Source organism: Ruegeria sp. C2 (assembly GCF_056537765.1).
In genome coordinates this window covers 379,897-401,851 of record NZ_JBQFRZ010000003.1, presented here as the reverse complement: position 1 = coordinate 401,851, position 21,955 = coordinate 379,897, and the positions used below count along the sequence as shown (strand labels likewise).

The following is a 21,955-nucleotide window of genomic DNA, read 5'->3' as shown; positions in this document are numbered from 1 at the left end:
CCTGATGGGTTTTCTGGACATAGATAATGCGACCAAATCCTATGGGTCGGTCGAAGTTCTGCACAAAGTGGACATCTCGGTGCATGAAGGGGAGTTCCTTGTGCTTGTCGGCCCCTCGGGCTGTGGCAAGTCGACTTTGCTGAACATGATTGCAGGGCTCGAAGAGATCACCAGCGGAGAAATTCGCATCAAGGATCAGGTGATGAACGGGGTGCACCCTTCCGACCGTAACATTGCAATGGTGTTCCAAAGCTACGCGCTCTACCCGAACATGACGGTCGGACAGAACATCACCTTCGGGTTGGAGATGCATGGCGTTCCGAAACCTGAACGGGACAAGGCGATGCAAGAGGTCGCCAAGTTGTTGCAGATCGAGCAGTTACTTGATCGAAAGCCCGGTCAGCTTTCCGGCGGACAGCGCCAGCGGGTCGCGATGGGGCGGGCGTTGGTGCGGAACCCGGATGTGTTCCTGTTCGACGAACCGCTGTCCAACCTCGACGCCAAGTTGCGTGTCGATATGCGGACTGAGATCAAGAAGCTGCATCAGAACCTTGGCACAACCATCGTCTACGTCACCCATGATCAGATCGAGGCGATGACTCTTTCCAGCCGCATCGCGGTCATGAATGGCGGGTACGTGCAGCAGCTGGGTACGCCTCAGGAGATCTACGACGCCCCTGCAAATATCTTTGTGGCGACCTTCATGGGTTCGCCTGCGATGAACGTGGTGCCTGCGAAAGTGGCTGTTCTGAACGGTCGTCCGCATGCCGAGGTTGCTTTGCACGACGGGTCAATGGCGCAACTGCCTTTCAGCCAGGATAATCTGTCTGCATGGGAAGGGCGTGAGATTCTGCTGGGCATTCGCCCAGAGACGATCACCGACATGGATGGCGCAGATCGCAAATCGACCAACATCGCGCAGATGACCAATCGGATTGTTGTCACGGAACCCGCAGGCTCTGACACCTTTGTGTCGATGACACTTGGAGGGCAGGACGTGATTGCAAGGATGCGCTCGGATGCCGAGGTGGCACCGGGTCAGGACTTCCCCTTTGCCGTAAACATGGAAAAGGCGGTGGCCTTTGATCCTGAAAGCGAGATGCGGATCGCCCCGTGACACAAGCCGACGTCATAATCATCGGCTCCGGGATCGGCGGGGCAACGCTCGCCGCAGCACTGGCCCCGTCGGGTCGCCGCATTCTGATCCTTGAACGAGGGGAGCATCTACGCCCCTCGCCTCAGGATCGGAATTCAAAAGCGATTTTTGGTGATGGCTGTTTTCGTCCGGACGAGACCTGGCTTGACGGAGAGGGTCGGCCGTTCAACCCTGGGAACTACTATTGCGTCGGCGGCAACTCCAAGTTCTACGGAGCCGCTTTGATACGGTATCGGAAGGAGGACTTTCAGCGCCGTCAGCATATGGGAGGTGAAGCCCCCGGCTGGCCGATTTCCTACGAGGAGCTGGAGGCCGACTATACGGCTGCTGAACAGCTCTACGATGTGCATGGAACGACTGATGAAGATCCAACCGAGCCCGAGCATAGCGCGAACTATCCGCACCCTCCGGTGCCGGATGAGGCAGACATCGCGGATTTGCGGGATAGCTTGCGCCGTTGCGGGTTGACGCCATCCTCTGTCCCTTTGGGCGTGGATATCGAAACATGGCTCGCCGCGGGCCAAACCACATGGGATGCGTTTCCAAACACTTGCGGCGGCAAGATGGATGCGGAAACGCGGGCGCTTGCGCAGGCTCTGACCTACAAGAATGTCGACCTTCTGACCAAAGCATCTGCCCAAAAACTGATCGCCGGAGACGACGGACAGATAACCGGTGTTGAGGTCGAGGGGCAGGGTACGTTTGCGGCCCCATTGGTCGTGTTGTCCACAGGGGCGGTGCAATCCGCGGCCCTGTTGTTAAATTCTGCCAATGACAATTGTCCGACGGGTCTGGCAAACCGCTCGGATCAGGTGGGACGGAACTTTATGAACCATAATTGTTCAGCCGTACTTGCCCTGCATCCATTTCGCAGGAACCGGGCCATCTATCAGAAAACACTGATGTTCAACGATTATTATAATGGTGATGGCAAGGGTGGCTTCCCGCTCGGTAATATCCAGATGCTGGGCAAGATCACGGGCCCCATTCTAGCGGCGCAGACCCGTTTGCCGGGTCTAATTGCAAACCTGATCGCGAACAGAAGCTTTGATTTCTATGCGATGTCTGAAGATCTGCCAAACCCCGAAAGCCGCGTGACAATTAACCGGGGTCAAATCTGTCTCGACTGGAAACGGTCGAACTGGGCTGCGCATGAAGCACTAGTTAAGCGACTGAAATCCCATCTTCGGAGGGCGGGCTTCCCGATTGTGTTATCGCGGCCCTTTGATCGCCAAACGCCTTCTCATCAATGCGGCACGGCGCGTATGGGGGCGGACCCGAAAGGCAGTGTCGTTGACATCTACTGTCGCAGTCACGACCACAGGAACCTGTTCATCGTTGATGCCTCGGTGCTGCCGACATCTGCTGCGGTAAATCCGGCGTTGACCATTGCTGCACTGGCACTTCGAGCGGGCCGTCACATCACCGAGACGGAGTTCGCAGCATGACCGGAATCGCCTTGGTTACAGGGGGGCAGCAAGGCATTGGTCTTGGCATCTCACGCGCGTTGATTGCGGCTGGGTACAAGGTGGCGTTGGCTTCACAGTATGCGATTGACGCACCGGTGGTGCAGGAGGCTTTGACCGAGCTTGGCGCAAACGCTTTCTATGTTCAGCATGACGTGTCTGACATCTCGCGCGTTCCGGCACTGCTGGATCAGATCGAGGCTGAAGCGGGGCCTGTCACGACGCTGATCAACAATGCAGGCGTCGGTGCACCTGTGCGCGGTGACATGCTGGATCTTGAGCCCGAGAATTGGGATTTCGTCCAGAATATCAACACGCGTGGCGCGTTCTTTCTGGCGCAAGAGGTGGCGCGGCGCATGCTGGAGCTGCCGCAAGGCATCTATCGCTCGATCATATTCGTAACCTCGGTCAGCGCCACGATGGTCTCAATCGAACGCGCTGAATATTGCGTATCAAAGGCGGCCGCTGCGATGATGGCGCAGCTTTTTTCCGTTCGCCTTGCGCCCCACGGGATCGGAGTTTTTGAGCTGCGACCCGGTATCATCGCCACCGAGATGACGGCGGGTGTCCGTGACACATACACCGATCGGATCGAAGGCGGTCTGGTTCCTGCAGCGCGCTGGGGCGTGCCCGAAGATATCGGGTCCGTCGTCATACCGCTTGTTCAGGGGCATATGCACTTTTCCACCGGCACCACCATTGCGGTGGATGGTGGCCTGTCAATTCCACGTCTTTAGATCAGGACACATCAGAATGTCTGAAGGGTATGATTTCATTGTCATCGGGGGCGGCTCGGCCGGTTCGGTCATTGCCGCGCGCCTGTCCGAAGAGCCTGCAGCGAAAGTATTGCTGCTCGAGGCCGGATCGACAGACCGCCACCCGTTTTTTCATTTGCCGGCAGGTTTCGCCAAGATGACCAAGGGCATTGGCAGCTGGGGCTGGTCCACCGTTCCGCAAAAACACATGCAGAACAAGGTCTTCAACTATACTCAAGCCAAGGTCATCGGGGGCGGTTCTGCGATCAATGCGCAGATTTATACGCGCGGGGCAGCGCAGGATTACGACGACTGGCGTCAAATGGGGTGCGAAGGCTGGAGCTATGCCGACGTGCTGCCCTATTTCAAAAAATCCGAGGACAACGATACCTATGACAACGACTTCCATGGCAAAGGCGGGCCGATGGGTGTCTCGATGCCTGCAGCACCTCTGCCGATTTGCGATGCCTATATCAAAGCCGCAGGGCAGCTCGGCATTCCCGAAACGCGGGATGTAAATGGCGCAAAGCAGGACGGTGCAGGCTATTACCAATTGACCCAGCGCAATGCGCGACGCTCCTCCGCTGCGATGGCTTTTATCGCACCGAACCGTAGTCGATCCAACCTGACCGTGCGCACGGGGGCTCAGGTCCGTCGTATCATTGTGGACAAGGGCCGCGCGATTGGCGTCGAAATGATGAGTGGCAACAGGATCACCGCTGCGAAAGAAGTCATTCTATCCTCGGGTGCCATCGGATCGCCGCGTTTGCTGCAGCTATCGGGGATTGGTCCGGCTGACCATCTGGAAAGCCTTGGGATAAACACGGTCCACGATCAACCGCAGGTTGGTACGAACCTTCAGGATCATCTGGATCTCTATTCGATCTGTGAGGTTACCGGACCGCATACCTATGACCGATTTGCCAAGCTGCATCTCTCGGCCCTGGCCGGGTTGCAATACATCTTCACCCGGAAAGGTCCGGTCGCTTCAAGTCTCTTTGAAACGGGAGGTTTCTGGTATGCTGACCCCGATGCCCGATCCCCGGATATCCAGATGCATCTGGGCCTTGGCACCGGCATCGAAGCGGGTGTCGAGGCCATGCCAAACGGTGGCGTCACGCTGAATGCCTGCTTCCTGCGGCCGCGCTCACGCGGTACCGTGCGATTGCAAAGCGCTGACCCTGCGGCGATGCCCCTGATCAACCCCAACTATTTGGCCGATCCTTATGATCGCGAGATGTCCATACGGGGCCTAAAACTGGTGCAGAACATCCTCGCGCAAGACGCGCTGAAGCCATATATCCTGGCCGAGCGTCTTCCGGGGCCGGGTGTGCAGACCGAACAGGAATATTTCGACTTCATCTGCGTGCACTCCAAAACCTCGCATCATTGCGCAGGCACCTGTCGTATGGGCAGCGATGCCGAGGCGGTCTTGGATCCGCGTTTGAGGTTTAACGGGATCGAAGGGCTTCGCGTTGCGGATGCCTCGATCATGCCGACGGTCAATTCTTCGAACACCAACGCCCCGACCATCATGATCGGCGAGAAAGCTGCTTATATGATCAAACAAGATCAAGGTATCTGACAATGATCCGCCATATCGTACTGACCAAGTTCCTCCCTGATGTCACGGAAGAGACCGTTGAAACCATCTACACGGGTCTCGCAGACCTGTCCGAGACCCTGCCAGGCGCAAGCGGATTTACCGGTGGCCGCAGTGAAAGTCCTGAACAGATTGAGCGCGGCTATATGCACGGTTTCGTAATCGATTTTGACGATTGGACCGCGCTTGAAACCTATCAAAACAACAAGATCCACAAAACATTGGGCGCACAGCTAGTCGAAAATGCCGTCGGCGGGATCGACGGCATTCTGGTGCTGGATCTGGAGGTGTGAGGCGATGACTCTGATACTGCCGAATCTCGACGGGCAACTACAGCCGTACACTTTGAGCGGAACGCCATTGGTGCCACGTGCGCCTAAAGTGCCGCTGACACGCACGGCCTTTACCGCCGCACATGTGGTCTCGGACCCACTGGCCGAGCGGAACCCCTGGGATGGACGCCCCGCTGTGGATTGGGATGCCACGCTGCAATTCCGGCAGGGGCTTTGGGATCAGGGTCTGGGGCTGGCCGAAGCGATGGACACGGCGCAGCGAGGCATGGGCGTCGATTGGGAAACCGCGCTGGAGCTAATTCAGCGCACGATGCAGGCGGCCCGTGCGCACCCGTTGTCGCCCCGCGTTGCATGCGGGGCAGGGACCGATCATCTTCCGCTGAGCGCGCTGAACACTGCGGGTGAGATTTTGTCCGCCTATGAGCATCAGGCCGAAGCGATCGAGGCCGCAGGCGGCCAGTTGATCCTGATGGCATCGCGTGCTTTCCCGGCAATTGATGCCGGCCCCGACGTGTATCATGACGTTTATCGGGTGTTGATCGATGGGGCGGCTGAGCCCGTGATCCTGCATTGGCTGGGGGATATGTTTGATCCCGCGCTAACGGGCTATTGGGGTCACAAGGACGTCGCCGCGGCCAGCGATTTTGTTCTGAACCTGATCAACGAAAACCCGGACAAAGTAGACGGGATCAAGATATCCCTGCTGGATCAGACCCATGAAGAAGCCTTTCGCACCCGGCTTCCGCCCAACGTGCGCCTCTATACTGGTGACGATTTCAACTATGCCGACCTGATTGCCGGAGATGGTACGCATTTCTCGCACGCTTTGCTTGGTATCTTCGCGGCGATTGCGCCGGCGGCAAGTCAGGCACTTGAGGCGCTCGCATTGGGTGAAATGGACCGCTATCAGGCGCTGTTTGCGCCGACGGTGCCCCTGAGCCGCGAGGTTTTCAAAGCACCGACTCAGTTCTACAAGGCCGGGATCGCCTATCTGTCCTGGCTGAACAGCGCGCAGTCTCACTTCATTCTGCCCGGCGGTTTCCAGTCCAGTCGTGACATTTGCCACTATGCAGAGGTCTTCCGGCTTGCGGATAAGGCTGGTTTGCTCTCGGATCCGGAACTGGCTAAAGCACGGATGATCACGTTGCTGAACCTGCACGGAGTTGAACAATAATCTGAATGCGAAGACCGACGATCATAGATGTGGCCAGAAAGGCAGGCGTTTCGAAATCGACAGTCAGTCTTGTCCTGCAAGGCAGCGCTCAGGTGAAGTCCGAAACCCGGACGCTGGTGCACGCTGCCATGAAAGAGATCGGTTATGTCTACAACCGGTCGGCTGCAAATCTGCGCTCGACCGGAACCGCTCTCATTGGTTTGGTGATCAACGATCTGACCAACCCGTTCTTCACGGAGTTTGCGACATCATTGCAGATGGCGTTGGGCTCTCGTGGCTATGCGGTGGTCGTAGCCAACACCAATGAAGACCCCGCGCTTCAGGATCAGGTCATTGGCGCGATGCTGGAACATGGCGTGTCGGCTTTGATCGTGTCCCCGGCTTATGGGGATGTATCCCGAACATTTGCCGCCGTTGAACGGGCGGGCATACCTCTGATGCAAGTCCTGCGTCAGGTCGAGAGCAACACAAAAACTTTCCCATTCATTGCGCCGGACTATACCGAAGGCGGGCGCATCGCGACGCGACACCTCATTGAAACCGGGGCAAAGAAAATTGCGTTTGTCGGCGGGTTGGAAGGGCGTAAGGTTACTCATGAAAGGTATTCTGGATACCTGGAAGTGATGGAAGAAAACGGTCTGGCCCCGCTCGTATTAACTGGCCGCAGCAGCCGCGTGTTTGGGCATACCGCGGCCGTTCAGCTGTTCGCAGATCAGCCAGATTGCGACGCAGCAGTTTGTTTCAATGATCTCGTTGCATTCGGGATGATCAACGCCTGTCACGAAGCGCAAAGACAGATTGGCGCGGATTTTCAGATGATCGGGTTTGACGACATCGCAGAGGCTTCGGAATATTGGCCTGCGCTCTCCACAGTGCATTGCGGTGTTCATGGGTTTGGAGAGAAGATTGCCGATATGATTGTTGGCTGGCTACAGGGCACAACCAAACCCCAACATTGCCTGCGTACACCGGTACGGCTCGTACTCAGGCAGACGACACGCGGTTCTTGAGCCGGAAAAGTTCAGAAATTGAACCCGGACGTCGAGCGCTTGCCGCACGATCTCCTTAGTGACGATGCCATTCTTGGGCGGACCGCCTAGTGCAAGCCATTCTAGCTGGGTCGCGAGGATTTTCGGCCACCATATCGCTTATGGGCAGCGCGAAGGCGATCCTTTGCGTGCTGTTGCTTGTTTGATCGGGTAGAGGTTATGGGGAGAGGATTGAATTCCCGCTGTAACGCATCGCGCCGCACTGCCGGGTAGAACGTTTAGAATGGCAGTCTATCCCGTGACGAAAAGTCAGAACAATGTAACTGGTAAACCCCCACTGTCCTTGAAGGAACGCGAGCGGCGCAAACGGCTGCGCAATCGTGTTTTGATTCTGCTCTCGCCGGTTCTTGTCCTGCTTTCACCGATACTGCTGCCGATTTTCTTTTTTGTATGGCGCCGTAAGAAAAAGTCACCTCGACGATCCACGCAAAAAATGGGGGATGTTGCCGGCAATTTGTCATCGGTGGAACCGGTGCAGTCTGATGAAGCTGAGGAAACGCTGATTGAAAGTCGACCTGACACCTTTGCTCTGTGTCGGGTAATTGGAAACGATCTTGTGCCACGTCACAAGGCCGGTCAATCGCGGGAAAACGTCAGTTTCATTCTTGAAAACGAGCCGGAGCTGAAGGATTGCACAAAGCTCTGGATTCTGAATCGAATCGTCGATCCTGAAGCGGAGGCAGAGCTTATGGCCCTGCTTGAGGCACATAATCAGAAATATCTGCGCATTCCTTTCAATCCGGCAGAGCTGCAGGCAATCGGATATGATTTTGCACCCTTCGAAGACCCGATAGTTTTTGCCGACGGAACGCTTGAACGGCTGGATGGTGAAGCCCGAAACAAAATGATCACGCAGGCTTACCGGGCGCGCAATAACTACGTGATGAACAACAACGGCGCGCGCAATCAGGCGCTGGAGTTCTGCTTGGAACACGCCAAGTGGGCGCTGCCATTTGATGGGAACTGTTTCTTTACCCAAAGCGCCTGGGGGGCTGTGCGCGAAGATATTATCTCTCAGCGAGATAAGCGGTATTTCTGTGTGCCGATGGCACGCATGCAGAACAATGAGGAGCTGCTTCAGAACTCTGCCAAACCCGAGGCAAACGAAGAGCCGCAAATGGCCTTTCGATGTGACGCGCCACTTCGGTTTGATGAAGAGCACCCTTATGGGCGGCGTCCCAAGGTCGAACTGTTTGTCCATCTGGGCATACCCGGACCCTGGCAGGACTGGCCCCTGGAGAGCTTCGATCTTCCGCCTCGCAAGGTTAGCGCGGAAGGCCATCGCGTGGGATATGCCGGCTGGGTGGCGCGTTTGTTTTCCGGACAGGCCAAGTTGGAGCAAAAAGGGGTTAAGACCCTTATCAATCGCGGCACAGCCAGGAATGAGGCGATCTGCGCCACGTTGGACATGCTTGAAGCGCGTCGCATGGAAGAGACCCATACCGACGGCGCAACCGTGTTTTACGATCAGGCTCGGCTCGACGCGTTGAAGGATGCCGATCTTAACGCGTTACGGGACGCAGCCGAGGACGCTCTGACCCGTGGCCCATTTTCGGTCACCGATAAACCCGAACCTGGTCCCAGCGGGGACATTCACGACTATTTTCATCCGTCGCCTTACTGGTGGCCCAACCCAAAGAAAAAGGACGGACGGCCCTATGTGTTCCGGGACGGGGAACGAGTGCCTGGCACGCAACTATACGAGAAAGAGAGTGACCGATTTGACCGGACACGGTTGCAGAGGCTCTTTGACGACTCGATTGCTTTGGCGCTGACTTCCAGGCTCACTGGTGATAGTCGCTATGCGGATCATGCTACGCGTTTGGTTGAAACCTGGTTTATCGATCCGGCGACCAGAATGAACCCGAATCTGGACTACGCGCAGGTCCGGTTAGGGCACAAAGGCGACAAGGGGTTGGCACACGGCCTGATCGAAACGAAGGATTTCTACTTCTTCCTCGATGCGGTGCGGATGCTGGGCAATTCGGAACTCAGCGCGGGGGTGCGCGATTGGTGCGCCGAGTTCTTTGCGTGGTTAAGCGATAGCGAACAGGGGCAGGGTGAGCGTCGGGCGAAGAACAACCACGGTACGTGTTACGACCTGCAGGCGGCGTCGCTGGCGGCTTTCCTGGGGGATAAAACCGCATTGCAGCGGATCAACCTGCGAGCACAGGCGCGGATTCTCGGCAGTATTACCGATGATGGTGAACAGCCTCATGAAATGACCCGCACGCTGACCCAGCATTATTGCGCGTACAACCTGCAAAGCTGGATCAACCTTTTCAATCTGCTGGAAGGGACCGGGTTGCAACCCTGGAGCAGTGATGCGGCAGAGAGGTTGGTTGTCGCCATGCGTCAGCTACTCAAACAATCCGTCGAAGGCTGGAAGCACGAGCAGATCGAACCCTTCGAGTTCGCGCGCCTGGTCCCCATTGACGCAACGTTACGGCATCGGACCGGGCAGGGGATCCTTCAGTCTGAAGAAGCCCCGGCCTGCTATTATCCCCATGACGGTATCCCGCCTTTCTGGCGTCTGGCGCGTGGCTATGGCAGGCCTCTTTGATCACAATCGGGTGTTGCAACTCGAAAAATGATCTGGATGATGCGTTGGCATGAGTACCGGAAAATCCGGTCAGCCGCAGTCAAATGCGGTCAAAACAACACAGGGGAGACGACGTATGTCATTCAAAACACTTATGCTTGCCGCAAGTGCCACGGCGATGATTGCAGCCGGTGCTTCGGCCGAGACTCTGCGATGGGCCCGTGCCGGTGACGCATTGACGCTGGACCCGCACGCCCAGAATGAAGGCCCGACCTCGGCCATGGCGCACCAGATCATGGAAACGCTGGTGATGCGCGATCACTCCGGTGCGCTGGTTCCGTCGTTAGCGACTGAATGGGCACCATCCGAAGAAAACCCGAATGTCTGGGTGTTCAAACTACGCGAAGGCGTCACCTTTCACGATGGTGCCGGATTTGACAGTGAGGACGTTGTCTTCTCGCTGAATCGCGCGATGACGCCGGATTCGGATTACAAGGAACTGTTAGCCTCAGTGAAAGAGGTGCGCGCGCCGGACAAGTTCACGGTTGAGATCGAAACTGACGGTCCGAACCCGATCATGCCCAACAACCTGACCAACATGTTCATGATGGACAAGGATTGGGCCGAGGCGAACAATGCTGTGAAGGTTCAGGATTATGAGGGCGGTGAAGATACCTTTGCGGCCAAGAACGCAAACGGAACCGGCCCGTACAAGCTGGTCAGCCGCGAACCCGACGTGAAGACCGTTTTGAGCGCCAATGAGAACTATTGGGGTAAGGACGAGTTCCCGCTTCAGGTGACTGAAATCATCTATACGCCAATCCAGAACGCCGCGACCCGTGTTGCCGCCCTGCTGTCGGGCGAAGTGGATTTCATTCAGGACGTACCGGTGCAGGATCTTGAGCGTGTGGCCGGAACCGACGGTCTGGATGTGCGCACAGCGCCGCAGAACCGGGTGATCTTCTTCGGCATGAACATGGGTGATGCCGATCTGTCCTCGGATAGTGTTGACGGCGCGAACCCGCTCGCAGATGTCCGGGTGCGTCAGGCGATGTCCAAGGCAATCAACCGCGATGCGATCAAACAGGTTGTGATGCGTGGCCAGTCTGCTCCGGCGGGCATGATTTCACCCCCGTTCGTGAATGGTTGGGATGCGGGTATGGATGCGTCGTCATCGACCGACATCGAGGGCGCCAAGGCGCTTATGGCCGAAGCAGGCTATCCTGATGGTTTCTCGCTGACGTTGAACTGCCCGAATGACCGCTACATCAATGATGAGGCGATCTGTCAGGCGGCGGTCGGTATGCTGGCCCAGATCGGGATCACCGTGAATCTGGATGCCAAACCGAAGGCGCAGCACTTCCCGCTGATCAACAATCTCGAGACCGACTTCTATATGCTGGGCTGGGGTGTTCCGACCTATGACTCTGAATACATCTTCAACTTCCTGGTACACTCAAAGGGTGAGAAATACGGCTCGTGGAACGGCACGCGCTATTCCAACCCGGATCTGGACGCCAAGATCGTAGCATTGGCCTCGGAAACTGATCTGCCCGCACGTGATCAGCAGATTGCGGACATCTGGCAGGTTGTTCAGGACGAGCAACTTTATATCCCGATCCACCATCAGGTGCTGAACTGGGGTATGAAGTCCGGTGTCGGCACCATCGTTGAGCCGGAAGACTCGCCGAAGATCAAATACTTCGAAATGAACTAAGGCATCTCTCAGGATGCAGGGCAGGGCGCGATTTCGCGCCCTGCTTCCATGTCTCCGATGGTAACGGGCGCGTGATCTCAATGTGAGAATTCCTTTACGCACCAGCCAAAAACCACGAAGCTCTGATCCATAAACAGGGAGTAATCGTCATGATCCTCAGGAACAGCGCCATCGGCCTGACTATGTTGCTGGCCGGTACCGTGCAAGCAGCCGAGTTCAAATGGGCCTCGACCACTGATCCTCAGACCATGGACCCGCACGCGGTCAACTCGGCCCCGGTGCTCGGGTTTCTGAACAATGTCTACGAAGGGCTCGTCCGTCGAGGCAAGGATATGAGCGTTGAGCCCGCATTGGCCGTCAGTTGGGAAGCGATTGGCGACGGTGAAGGCTGGCGTTTCAAACTGCGCGAAGGTGTGACCTTTCATGACGGCAGCAGCTTTGACGCGCAGGATGTATTGTTTAGCTATGAGCGCGCCTCGGGCGAGGCCGCAGACACGCGCAGTTGGTTTGCGCCCGTCAGCGACGTGATCGTGGTTGATGACTACACTGTCGATATCATGACCACTGCACCCAACCCGCTGTTTCCGTCGTCGATTGCAAACTGGATGATCGTGGATCAGGGCTGGACCGAAGCCAACGATGCGGTTGTGCCCGACAAAGAGACCGGCAATTACGCAACGATCAACGCCAATGGCACAGGTGCGTTCAAGGTGACCGAGCGGGAGCCGGGGCTGAAGACAGTGCTGGAACCGTTTGATGGCTGGTGGGGTGAGGTCGAACACAACATTACCCGCGCCGAGTTCAATCCGATCCAGAATCCCGCCACTGCCGTTGCTGCATTGCTTTCAGGCGATGTCGATATGATCAATCCGGTGCCGATTCAGGATGTGGCCAGACTGCAGCAGAATGCTGAGGTCGATGTCATTCAGGGTATCGAAGCGCGCGTGATCATGCTGGGCTTTGATCATGAGGCCGAGGCTCTGAAATACACCGATGATGCCGGCAAGCCGAACCCGTTCCGTGATGCGCGCGTGCGCCAGGCAGTGGCTCAGGCGGTGAATGTTGATGCGATTCTGGCCACCATTATGCGCGGCAATGCCGAGCCCGCCTCGCAGCTCGTTAGCCCCGCCATGAGCGGATATTCCGAGGCCAACGCGGATCGTCCCGCGTTTGATGTCGAAGCCGCCAAAGCACTGTTAGCCGAGGCAGGTTACTCCGACGGGTTTTCGTTCGGACTGAAATGCCCCAATGACCGCTATCTGAATGATGAGGCTGTCTGTCAGGCTGTTGTTGGTATGCTGGCCCAAATCGGGATCACAGCGGAACTCGATGCCATGCCGGTGCGCAACTACTGGCCGGAACTGCGCGAGGACAACTACGATATGTACCTGCTGGGGTGGAGTCCGGGCACTTTTGACGCCGAGCATCCGGTCCGGTTCCTTGTCGCAACCCCGAACGAAGAGAAAAAGCTGGGCAGCTGGAATTTTGGTGGTTTCTCGAATGCACGTGTCGATGAATTGCTGCCGATGATCCAGTCCGAGTTGGATCAGGCCAAACGTCAGGCCATGCTGGATGAGGTCACGCAAATCTATCAGGACGAACAGGTCTACGTACCTATGTATGTTCAGCCGCTGGTCTGGGGGACGCGCAGCAATGTCGAGGTCACGCAGCGCCCGGATAACTTCTTCCTGCTCCGATGGGTGACGGTGAACTGATCGACGGCAACGTCGCATCGGGTTGATAGCGCTCTCTTGACCATTTGGTCAAAGGCGGCCTAGAGAGACCGATCAACGAGGGAAACGAATGTTCGCATATATCGTCCGCAGGATGTTCCAGTCCGTGATCGTGCTCTTGGTCGTGGGGCTGGTTGCATTCTCGATGTTTCGCTTTGTCGGCGACCCGATCGACAACATGCTTGGTCAAGAGCGCACGCAAGCTGACATCGACCGTCTGAGGACCGAGCTTGGGTTGGATCAACCCTTTGTGGTGCAATATGCCAAGTTCCTGCAAGGCGCGGTTCAAGGTAATTTCGGCGTCTCCTATCGACAGGGGCGTCCAGTGTCGACAATTCTGGTCGAACGGGCTCCGGCGACACTGGAGCTTGCCTTTGTCTCGGGCTTTCTCGCGATTACGATTGGCATCGGTCTCGGTGTCTTCACGGCGATCCGACGACAAGGAATTGCTGCGAATGTGATCATGACGGTTTCCTTGATCGGGGTTTCGCTGCCTACGTTCCTCATAGGTATCCTGCTGATCTATGTCTTCTCGGTCGAGCTTGATTTGCTGCCCAGCTTCGGGAGGGGCGAGACCGTTATGATTGGCAGTTGGTCCACCGGGTTTCTGACAGCGTCCGGTTTGAAAGCGTTGATATTGCCTGCGATCACGCTCGGCCTTTATCAGATGACACTGATTATGCGACTGGTCCGCTCCGAAATGCTGGAGGTGCTGCGCGCTGATTACGTCCGCTTTGCCCGCGCTCGGGGACTGTCGGATCGGGTGATCAATTTCCGCCACGCGCTGAAGAATACTCTGGTGCCGGTGATCACCATCACGGGTCTGCAACTGGGGTCGATCATCGCCTTCGCCATCATTACCGAGACGGTGTTCCAATGGCCCGGAGTGGGTCTGTTGTTTATCAACGCGATCCAGTTCGTGGATATCCCGGTCATGGCTGCATATCTGATGCTGATCTCGGTGATGTTCGTGACGATCAACCTGATTGTCGATCTTCTTTATTATGCTATTGACCCGCGCTTGCGTGTCGACGCGAGGGCCACATGACCGACACGATGGAAACCTCGAAATCAGCTCCCAAATCGCGCATGGCGAAGTTCTGGGACAGCGACTTTGCCTGGTCGTTTCGACATTCTCCGGTGGCTGTAATTGCATCGCTGGTCGTGGTTGTTCTGGTGCTGGCGGCAGTCTTTGCCCCGTTGATTGCGCCGTATAACCCGTTTGATCCCGCAACGTTGAACCTGATGAATGGATTCACACCGCCCGGCACGCCTAATGCGTTCACGCAAGAGACCTTCCTGCTGGGCACCGATGATCAAGGGCGCGATGTGTTTTCGACCATCCTCTACGGCTTGCGTATCTCGCTGTTCGTGGGCGTTTCTGCCGTGTTGCTGGCGCTGATCATCGGCGTCATCCTGGGGCTGATCGCGGCATATTTCGGCGGCTGGATCGAGACATTGATCATGCGGATCGCCGATGTTCAGCTGACCTTTCCCGCTATTCTAGTGGCGATGCTGATCTTTGGAATCGCGAAGGGGATTACTCCGCCGGAATACCGTGACGAGATGGCAATCTACGTCCTGATCATCGCGATTGCCTTGTCGGATTGGGTGCAGTTCGCACGAGTCGTCCGTGGTGCCGCTCTGGTCGAGAAAAACAAGGAATACGTGCAGGCTGCGCGGCTGATCGGGCGTGGATCGTTCCCGATCATGTTCCGCCACATCCTGCCGAATGTGCTCAGCCCGGTTCTGGTCATCGCCACCATCTCGCTGGCGCTGGCCATTATCGCCGAAGCCACGCTGAGCTTTCTGGGTGTTGGCGCACCGCCGACCCAGCCGTCGCTGGGTACGCTCATCCGGATCGGGCAGGGGTTCCTGTTCTCGGGTGAGTGGTGGATCCTGTTCTTCCCGGCCTGCACGCTGCTGGCCCTTGCCCTGTCGGTGAACTTGCTGGGCGACTGGCTGCGCGACGCGTTGAACCCCAAACTGCGGTGATTTCATGAGCCTTCTGACCATCCAAGACCTCACCGTTGAATTCCCGACCCGCCGCCAGCTGTTCACGGCGGTGGATCACGCCAGTCTTTCCGTAGAACCCGGTGAAATCCACGGGCTCGTGGGCGAATCCGGGGCCGGTAAATCCACCATCGGTGCCGCCGTTATGGGCCTGCTGGAGCGCCCAGGACGCATCGCAAGCGGGCAGATCAAGCTGGGTGGCGACCAGATTAGTGGTATCGATGCCGAGGCGATGCGAAGTCTGCGTGGCAAGAAGATCTCAATGATCTTTCAGGACCCGCTGACCTCGTTGAACCCGCTGTTTACGGTGCGCGAGCAACTGGTTGAAACCATTCAAGCGCATCTGGGCGGGTCCGAGGCTGAAGCAACCAAACGCGCGCGCGACCTGATTGACCGGGTTGGCATCCCAGACCCGGATACGCGGCTGGATCAATACCCACACCAATTCTCGGGCGGGATGCGGCAGCGCGTGGTGATTGCTTTGGCACTTTGCACTGAACCGGATGTGATTATCGCGGATGAGCCCACAACTGCGCTGGATGTCTCGGTCCAGGCGCAGATTCTGGACCTGATCAAGGAGCTGGCGCAAGAACGTCAGGTTGGGGTCATCCTGATCACCCATGATATGGGCGTGATCGCTGATACGACCGACCGGGTAACCGTGATGTATGCGGGTAAGGTGGTCGAAAGCGGTACTACCGCGCAGGTGATGGGGCAGCCACAGCACGAATACACCAAGTCCCTGATTGCCGCCGTGCCGCGCCCGACGTTGAAGCTGCACCGTTTCCCCCAAATCAGCTATGGTGGTCGTGAGACGCGCTTTGCCATCGAGGATATGGCGCGCCATTGGCCCAAGGTGGACAACGACACCAGCAAGCCGGTTTTTGAGATCCGCAACCTGACCAAGAAGTTCCTGCAACGGCGCGGGTTGCTGCCGTGGGATCGGACGTATTTTACAGCCGTAGATAATGTCAGCTTTGATATTCAGGCCGGAGAGGTGTTCGGCGTGGTCGGCGAGTCTGGTTCGGGCAAGTCCACCGTTGCGCGGATGATCGCGGGGCTTTATCCGGTAGATGGCGGCACTATCGACTTTCAGGGCCAGCGGGTCAGCGACCTGAGTAATCGTGCGGTTCAGGACGAATACCGCAAGAATATCCAGATGATCTTTCAGGATCCGTATTCCTCTCTCAACCCTCGGATGCGGGTGGATGAGATCGTGGCCGAGCCGATCCGCCATCACCGGCTGATGGACGGCGCGGACATCAAACGACGCGTGGATGAGCTGCTGGATCAGGTGGGGCTTGGGCACGAGGCCGGTCAGAAATACCCGCATGAGTTTTCGGGGGGGCAACGCCAACGTATCTCGATCGCCCGCGCGCTGGCCACACAGCCCCGTTTCCTGATCTGCGATGAGCCGACCAGCGCGCTGGATGTCTCGATCCAGGCACAGATTCTGAATATCTTGAAGGATCTGCAGGAGCATCTCGGTCTGACGATGCTGTTTATCAGCCACGACCTGCCAGTGGTGCGCCAGATGTGCGACCGGGTGGCCGTGATGAAGCAGGGCCAGATGGTCGAGATTCAGGAAACCAGCGACTTATTCGCCAGCCCGCAAACCGATTACGCGCGCGAGTTGCTGCGGTTGATGCCCAAGCTGGACGACCTGTCAACCGATGGCCTGGGCGCGCTCGAGGGCTAGAGGCGACAACGAAGTCAGATTGGCTTCCAACCTCTTACGTGCTCTTGACGCTCGGATTTCAGGTAACTCGGATGGTCGTTTCTCAGACGTCAATTGCCCCCAGGTGATGCCATCAACTTATTATGGCCTGCCGACGGCAGCCGAGCCTCGATCAAAGCCACCTAGACACTTTCTCGGTGATCGAAAGTATCGGTGCGGTTGTGTATGCGTTTTTCAACCGATATTCGCGGCCACATTTGCCAGAACAAACGATCTGGGCAATCAACAGACAACCCAGACCTCGTTAAGATTCACCACGAAACGGGTGTGGACCTCAGCCGACGACACCAATACCCAAGCCAATCTCATGCTTCTCGGGGAACGGCATCCAATTCTTGTTGATCCAGCGGGGATATCCGGGATCCACATTCCACCCCGCAGAGGGATTGATGCGAATGTACTGGGTGCCCCGGAACGCATAGATCCGTTGGTTCGTTTCGCTCCAAAGGATGGCGTCGATACCCTGGTTGAAATGAGAGGGCCAGCCCGGCCAGTTGCCCGCAATGGGTTTTGGATAACCGTCATCGACTTGCCATCCGTTGTTCGGATCAATCCGCAGGTATTGGTTGCCCTTAAAGAAATAAACCTTGTCGTTGGGCACACTCTCCAGAACGGCGTCAACGCTGTTTGCAAATGTCCCGTCAACTCCGGGCCAGTTGCCTGCTATGGGCTTGGGATAGTCCGCGTCCACGCGCCAGCCGTTTGAAGGATTGATCCGGATATACTGATCATCCTTGAAGAAATAGACCCTGTGGTTTTTGCGCGTGTAGGTCGCAGCGTCGAGGTCATAGAAAGACTCGGGAACGCCCGGCCAGTTGCCCACGCAGTTCCCGTCCATCTGCTTGGGATAGTCCGTGTCCAGATCGAAGCCGGTATAGCGCGCATAGTAACCCTTTGAGAACATGTAGATCTTGTCGTTGGGAAAGCTGTAGAAACCAGCACCCAGCCCCGTCAGGAATGCACGCCAGCCAAGATGGGCATGTGTGAAATCGCAAGCCTGGCTAGGGGCACCCGAACGCATGACACAGGACACCAATGGATCTGCACAATTGGCGCAGTTGCCATTGACGTCTTTGATAAAGCGCCCGTGTATCGAGGTGCAATTACAGCCTGACGATCCGTATTCATCTGGCGCACCGAATATGTGCCCCGTCTCATGTGCAAAAACGCGGTCAATCGACGTCCAGTCAAGGAACGATATCGCGCCCGGGGTTCCCCCCTTTCGCATCATCACGCGTTTGCCGCCAGCGTATGCGGCCCAAACGGCCGGGAACTTCGTGAAGAATGCAACATAGCCGTATTGAGCTCCGGCACCGTTCTGGAAAAAGTCTGATATCTGGTTGATACCGTCCCCTCCCGGATCGAAGCCGAGTTGGGTTAAGGCCGGATCGCGCCACAGCGCTTCGGCTTCGCCTGCGCTCAATCCGATTGGCTTGGGATATCCATCATCGACTTGCCAGCCGTTTGAAGGGTCAATCCGCACATACCGTCCGACAATCCTGGCCCAGCCTGTGTTGTCGTCCGTGAAAAGATAGATCTTTCCATTGGGCTCACCCCACAGCGCTGCGGCCGGTCCTTTGCCCGAACCGGTAAAGACCTCATCAAGACCCGGCCAGTTTCCGGCGACCGGTTTGGGATATCCGGCATCCATGTTCCAACCATTCGCGGGGTCAATGCGCACATACTTTGGTGGCTCGCCCGGATATTTCTTGAAGAAATAGACCTTGTCATTCGCTTTTGCATAAAGGCACGAGTCAAACCCTGCGGCAAACTCTGCATCGAGTCCGGGCCAGTTACCGGCAATCGGCTTGGGATAACCCGAGTCTACTTGCCAGCCATTTGAGGGATCGATGCGGATATACTCATCGCCTTTGAATACATAGATTTTGTCGTTGGGATCACTCCACAGCGCGGCGCTGATACCTGAGGTGAAATTGGCGGGCCAGCCTGGCCAGTTGCCTGCGATCGGTTTGGGATAACCCGAGTCCACTTGCCAGCCATTTGCCGGGTCGATGCGAATGTACTGGCTACCCTTGAAGCAATAAATCTTGTCATTCGGATCGGACCACAGCAGGGCGTCGGGGCCACGATACCAGGTTTCGGGCCAGCCTGGCCAACGGGCACCCTCCCACGGTACATAGCCAGAGATATTGACGTTGAGATGGCCGTAAATCCATTCGATATTGGCAGCCGGCTCATTGGATGCCAGATCTTCAAGACCTTCCTGCACCTCTGCCGCGATATGAACGCGCTCCTCATCGGTGATGCGATATTCATCGGTGTTTCCGACATAGACGATGCCAACCGAAACGGTGTTGATCAGACGCTCGTTTGCCATGGCTCAATCCTCCTCCATGCAAGGAGCGGAATAGATCTCCTGTTCTTCCGGAGATTCACCCGGCGTTTGACCGGCCTTCATTTCGCGGTATTTTTTTGATTGCCGCAACTGCAGCGCCTTGAGGAAAAGCAGTTCTTGCCCATCGTCTTCGCCAGCAACTTCCGGGGAGACCTTGTCGGGAGAGAGCAATTCGGTTCCCGGTGGCAGGCGATCTTTCAGACCTTTTTCGTCATCAGGAACCCCAACGATCATGAAGCGGCTGCCGCTATCATGGACAACTCTAATCCCAAGCTGTTTGAGTCTGGATTTCAACAGGCGACGGTCAGCGCGTTTTTCAGCGCAAATCACCATATTCGACATGATTATTCTCCTGCAGTTTAAATAAATTGAATTCAAAATCAATAAATTAGCCGCTGTTCCATACAACAGCCAGCACCGCGGAAAAGCGGTCAGACGATCAAATCAGATCTGAAACATGCGCCACCAACAGTGGCTTGCAGACGCAAGTCTGGGTGTCATCGGACACACCTTACTCAACCCTAGTATACACGAATTTGCATTCAAATTCACCAGAATCGAGTTTTCTGAGCTCCTTAGGAGACAACGGACAAAGGGCGCGATCAAACTAACTGATCTGACACCAGAAATTGTCGATGACGTTGACGGCGAAATATCGCCTGCGGTGCCTGTCAATTGAGAGTGGCATGCAGTCTGGTGCGATTTATGCAGAGGGCGCAGGCATTCGCCCCACTATTTCTCAGTTGAGAGCAATAGCAGTTTTCAGCTTGCTGTTAAACAAGCTCTCAACTCGGTTGCAAACGCCGTTGCTTTGGCATGACCTAAGTGTTGCGCCGTCCCTGCCACCCAAAAAGGTTGAAGCCTGCAAACAACAGGGCCGCGACGCAGACAATCGAAGGACCCGCCGGTGTATCAAAGACGTATGCGGCCCTTAATCCGGCGACGGCGGAAAATGCGCCAATTGCTGCAGCAATCAAGGCCATTGCCTCGGGTGAGCGTGCCAGGCTGCGTGCGGCTGCTGCTGGAATGATCAGCAACGCTGCAATAAGCAAAACGCCGACGACCTTGATCGCTACCGCCACGGTGACGGCGAGAGACAACGTCAGGATCAATCGCTCACGCTTTGGATCAAAGCCACTGGCGTATGCGAGCTCTTCATTTAACGTTGCCGTAAGAAGTTGAGACCAGCGCCAGGTGATAAGGGCGACAACAAGCGCTGCACCGCCCCAGATCACAACCAGATCCGAGCGTGACACTGCAAGAATGTCGCCAAAGAGATACGCCATAAGATCGATGCGCACACCAGACAGGAAGGAGACCGCTACGAGCCCGAACGCAAGCGAGGAATGCGCAAGGACCCCCAGCAGTGTGTCGATCGCATAACCACGGCCAGCCAAAAGCGTTACCGCCAGCGCCATGACAAGTGCCGCCGCCAGCGCACCCGCAAAGATCGACATCTGGAATGTAAGCGACAATGCGACACCAAGGATCGCAGCGTGTGCTGTAGCATCACCAAAATACGCCATCCGGCGCCATACGACAAAACATCCAAGCGGTGCGGCAGCGAATGCGACGCCGATACCAGCCAGCGTCGCGCGGGTCATAAAGTCATCGAACATTATTCTGCTGCTTCCTGAGAGTGTTCGCAGTGGTCGTGATCATGGTCATGATCATGACGATAGAGGGCCAGTGCACCTCCTGTTCCGGATCCGAACAGCGCTCGATATTCCGGGGCAGAGGCCACGACAGCAGGGGAGCCTTCGCAACAGACATGACCATTGAGGCAAATCACCCGGTCCGAAGCGCTCATAACAACATGCAGTTCGTGACTGACCATCAAAATGGCGCAACCCGTATCACGTCTCACCTCTTCGATCTGACGGTAAAACGCCGCTGATCCGGGCTGGTCGAGCCCCTGCGTCGCCTCGTCCAGCAGCAACACATCAGGTTGGTTGATCAAGGCGCGACCCAGCAACACACGCTGAAACTGCCCACCGGACAATTGCGACATCTGGCGCTTTAGAAGATCAGGGACGCCTGCGGAATTGAGCGCCTCTTGGCACTGTTTGCGAGAGACATGAGTTGTCAGACGCATAAATCTCTCGACCGAGATTGGCAGCGTTGGATCGATATGAAGTTTTTGCGGCACATACCCGATTTTCAACCCAGGTTTCCGCGAAACCTTACCCACCGAGGGTTCGGTGGCACCGATGACAGCGCGCAGCAGACTGGTTTTACCCGAGCCATTCGGACCGACGATCGTTACGATCTCTCCGGGTTCGATTACCATATCCACGTGACGAAGCACGGTGTTCGCGCCATAGCGCACGCTGAGGTTTTCAACTGTGATCAGGCTCATT

At 56.6% G+C, this 21,955-nt stretch carries 17 protein-coding genes; 13 read left to right on the top strand and 4 right to left on the bottom strand.

Annotated features, from left to right (window positions below; all coding sequences use genetic code 11):
- Positions 1-4: 4 nt before the first annotated feature.
- The 13 genes from ACR0IV_RS14040 (at position 5) to ACR0IV_RS13980 (ending at position 17,200) form a co-directional block, all read left to right on the top strand.
- Positions 5-1,117, top strand: coding sequence for an ABC transporter ATP-binding protein (locus ACR0IV_RS14040; RefSeq protein ID WP_480658605.1), 1,113 nt, complete (start codon positions 5-7; stop codon positions 1,115-1,117).
- Complete coding sequence (locus tag ACR0IV_RS14035) at positions 1,114-2,604, top strand: FAD-dependent oxidoreductase (protein WP_480658606.1); 1,491 nt, start codon at positions 1,114-1,116, stop codon at positions 2,602-2,604. The genes ACR0IV_RS14040 and ACR0IV_RS14035 overlap by 4 nt, the downstream gene beginning before the upstream one ends.
- A complete protein-coding gene (locus ACR0IV_RS14030; RefSeq protein ID WP_480658608.1) occupies positions 2,601-3,359 on the top strand; it encodes a 3-ketoacyl-ACP reductase in 759 nt (252 codons plus the stop codon). Before ACR0IV_RS14035 ends, ACR0IV_RS14030 begins: the two co-directional genes overlap by 4 nt.
- 16 nt (positions 3,360-3,375) lie before the next feature.
- Positions 3,376-4,962: a GMC family oxidoreductase gene (locus ACR0IV_RS14025; protein WP_480658609.1), complete on the top strand. Its 1,587-nt coding sequence runs from the start codon at positions 3,376-3,378 to the stop codon at positions 4,960-4,962.
- A 2-nt stretch (positions 4,963-4,964) separates the two neighbouring features.
- Complete coding sequence (locus tag ACR0IV_RS14020; RefSeq protein WP_480658610.1) at positions 4,965-5,273, top strand: Dabb family protein; 309 nt, start codon at positions 4,965-4,967, stop codon at positions 5,271-5,273.
- 4 nt (positions 5,274-5,277) lie between these two features.
- Positions 5,278-6,447 carry a dihydrodipicolinate synthase family protein gene (locus ACR0IV_RS14015; protein WP_480658611.1) on the top strand — a complete coding sequence of 390 codons (1,170 nt, stop codon included), beginning with the start codon at positions 5,278-5,280 and terminating at the stop codon, positions 6,445-6,447.
- A 5-nt stretch (positions 6,448-6,452) separates the two neighbouring features.
- Entirely contained in the window at positions 6,453-7,457 is a 1,005-nt protein-coding gene (locus ACR0IV_RS14010) for a LacI family DNA-binding transcriptional regulator (protein WP_480658612.1), read from the top strand.
- A gap of 511 nt (positions 7,458-7,968) precedes the next feature.
- Positions 7,969-10,059: an alginate lyase family protein gene (locus ACR0IV_RS14005; RefSeq protein WP_480692703.1), complete on the top strand. Its 2,091-nt coding sequence runs from the start codon at positions 7,969-7,971 to the stop codon at positions 10,057-10,059.
- A gap of 115 nt (positions 10,060-10,174) precedes the next feature.
- Complete coding sequence (locus ACR0IV_RS14000; RefSeq protein WP_480658615.1) at positions 10,175-11,755, top strand: ABC transporter substrate-binding protein; 1,581 nt, start codon at positions 10,175-10,177, stop codon at positions 11,753-11,755.
- A gap of 149 nt (positions 11,756-11,904) precedes the next feature.
- Positions 11,905-13,470 carry an ABC transporter substrate-binding protein gene (locus tag ACR0IV_RS13995; protein WP_480658617.1) on the top strand — a complete coding sequence of 522 codons (1,566 nt, stop codon included), beginning with the start codon at positions 11,905-11,907 and terminating at the stop codon, positions 13,468-13,470.
- A gap of 88 nt (positions 13,471-13,558) precedes the next feature.
- Positions 13,559-14,536 (top strand): ABC transporter permease, encoded by a 978-nt coding sequence (locus tag ACR0IV_RS13990; protein WP_480471982.1) that lies wholly within the window; start codon positions 13,559-13,561, stop codon positions 14,534-14,536.
- Positions 14,533-15,483, top strand: coding sequence for an ABC transporter permease (locus ACR0IV_RS13985; protein ID WP_480471981.1), 951 nt, complete (start codon positions 14,533-14,535; stop codon positions 15,481-15,483). The genes ACR0IV_RS13990 and ACR0IV_RS13985 overlap by 4 nt, the downstream gene beginning before the upstream one ends.
- Positions 15,484-15,487: 4 nt before the next feature.
- The gene (locus ACR0IV_RS13980) at positions 15,488-17,200 is read left to right on the top strand and encodes an ABC transporter ATP-binding protein (RefSeq protein ID WP_480658618.1); all 1,713 of its coding nucleotides are present in this window, start codon (positions 15,488-15,490) and stop codon (positions 17,198-17,200) included.
- A 313-nt stretch (positions 17,201-17,513) separates the two neighbouring features.
- Here ACR0IV_RS13980 and ACR0IV_RS13975 read toward each other — a convergent pair whose 3' ends face one another.
- The 4 genes from ACR0IV_RS13975 to ACR0IV_RS13960 all read right to left on the bottom strand — a co-directional run bounded on the left by ACR0IV_RS13975 (position 17,514) and on the right by ACR0IV_RS13960 (position 21,954).
- Positions 17,514-19,577 carry a hemopexin repeat-containing protein gene (locus ACR0IV_RS13975; protein ID WP_480658619.1) on the bottom strand — a complete coding sequence of 688 codons (2,064 nt, stop codon included), beginning with the start codon at positions 19,575-19,577 and terminating at the stop codon, positions 17,514-17,516.
- A 3-nt stretch (positions 19,578-19,580) separates the two neighbouring features.
- Positions 19,581-19,937: a hypothetical protein gene (locus ACR0IV_RS13970; RefSeq protein WP_480658621.1), complete on the bottom strand. Its 357-nt coding sequence runs from the start codon at positions 19,935-19,937 to the stop codon at positions 19,581-19,583.
- Positions 19,938-20,416: 479 nt separating this feature from the next.
- Positions 20,417-21,214, bottom strand: coding sequence for an iron chelate uptake ABC transporter family permease subunit (locus ACR0IV_RS13965; protein WP_480658622.1), 798 nt, complete (start codon positions 21,212-21,214; stop codon positions 20,417-20,419).
- Positions 21,214-21,954, bottom strand: a complete 741-nt coding sequence (locus ACR0IV_RS13960; protein ID WP_480658624.1) for an ATP-binding cassette domain-containing protein — start codon at positions 21,952-21,954, stop codon at positions 21,214-21,216. Before ACR0IV_RS13960 ends, ACR0IV_RS13965 begins: the two co-directional genes overlap by 1 nt.
- Position 21,955 lies beyond the last annotated feature (1 nt).

What these genes read in the sequence shown, in the direction of transcription:
- ACR0IV_RS14040 (WP_480658605.1), top strand. Translation starts at nt 5, where the DNA reads ATGGGTTTTCTGGACATAGATAATGCGACCAAATCCTATGGGTCGGTC.
- ACR0IV_RS14030 (WP_480658608.1), top strand. Translation starts at nt 2,601, where the DNA reads ATGACCGGAATCGCCTTGGTTACAGGGGGGCAGCAAGGCATTGGTCTT.
- ACR0IV_RS14025 (WP_480658609.1), top strand. Translation starts at nt 3,376, where the DNA reads ATGTCTGAAGGGTATGATTTCATTGTCATCGGGGGCGGCTCGGCCGGT.
- ACR0IV_RS14020 (WP_480658610.1), top strand. Translation starts at nt 4,965, where the DNA reads ATGATCCGCCATATCGTACTGACCAAGTTCCTCCCTGATGTCACGGAA.
- ACR0IV_RS14015 (WP_480658611.1), top strand. Translation starts at nt 5,278, where the DNA reads ATGACTCTGATACTGCCGAATCTCGACGGGCAACTACAGCCGTACACT.
- ACR0IV_RS14010 (WP_480658612.1), top strand. Translation starts at nt 6,453, where the DNA reads ATGCGAAGACCGACGATCATAGATGTGGCCAGAAAGGCAGGCGTTTCG.
- ACR0IV_RS14000 (WP_480658615.1), top strand. Translation starts at nt 10,175, where the DNA reads ATGTCATTCAAAACACTTATGCTTGCCGCAAGTGCCACGGCGATGATT.
- ACR0IV_RS13995 (WP_480658617.1), top strand. Translation starts at nt 11,905, where the DNA reads ATGATCCTCAGGAACAGCGCCATCGGCCTGACTATGTTGCTGGCCGGT.
- ACR0IV_RS13990 (WP_480471982.1), top strand. Translation starts at nt 13,559, where the DNA reads ATGTTCGCATATATCGTCCGCAGGATGTTCCAGTCCGTGATCGTGCTC.
- ACR0IV_RS13985 (WP_480471981.1), top strand. Translation starts at nt 14,533, where the DNA reads ATGACCGACACGATGGAAACCTCGAAATCAGCTCCCAAATCGCGCATG.
- ACR0IV_RS13980 (WP_480658618.1), top strand. Translation starts at nt 15,488, where the DNA reads ATGAGCCTTCTGACCATCCAAGACCTCACCGTTGAATTCCCGACCCGC.
- ACR0IV_RS13975 (WP_480658619.1), bottom strand. Translation starts at nt 19,577, where the DNA reads ATGGCAAACGAGCGTCTGATCAACACCGTTTCGGTTGGCATCGTCTAT.
- ACR0IV_RS13970 (WP_480658621.1), bottom strand. Translation starts at nt 19,937, where the DNA reads ATGTCGAATATGGTGATTTGCGCTGAAAAACGCGCTGACCGTCGCCTG.
- ACR0IV_RS13965 (WP_480658622.1), bottom strand. Translation starts at nt 21,214, where the DNA reads ATGTTCGATGACTTTATGACCCGCGCGACGCTGGCTGGTATCGGCGTC.
- ACR0IV_RS13960 (WP_480658624.1), bottom strand. Translation starts at nt 21,954, where the DNA reads ATGAGCCTGATCACAGTTGAAAACCTCAGCGTGCGCTATGGCGCGAAC.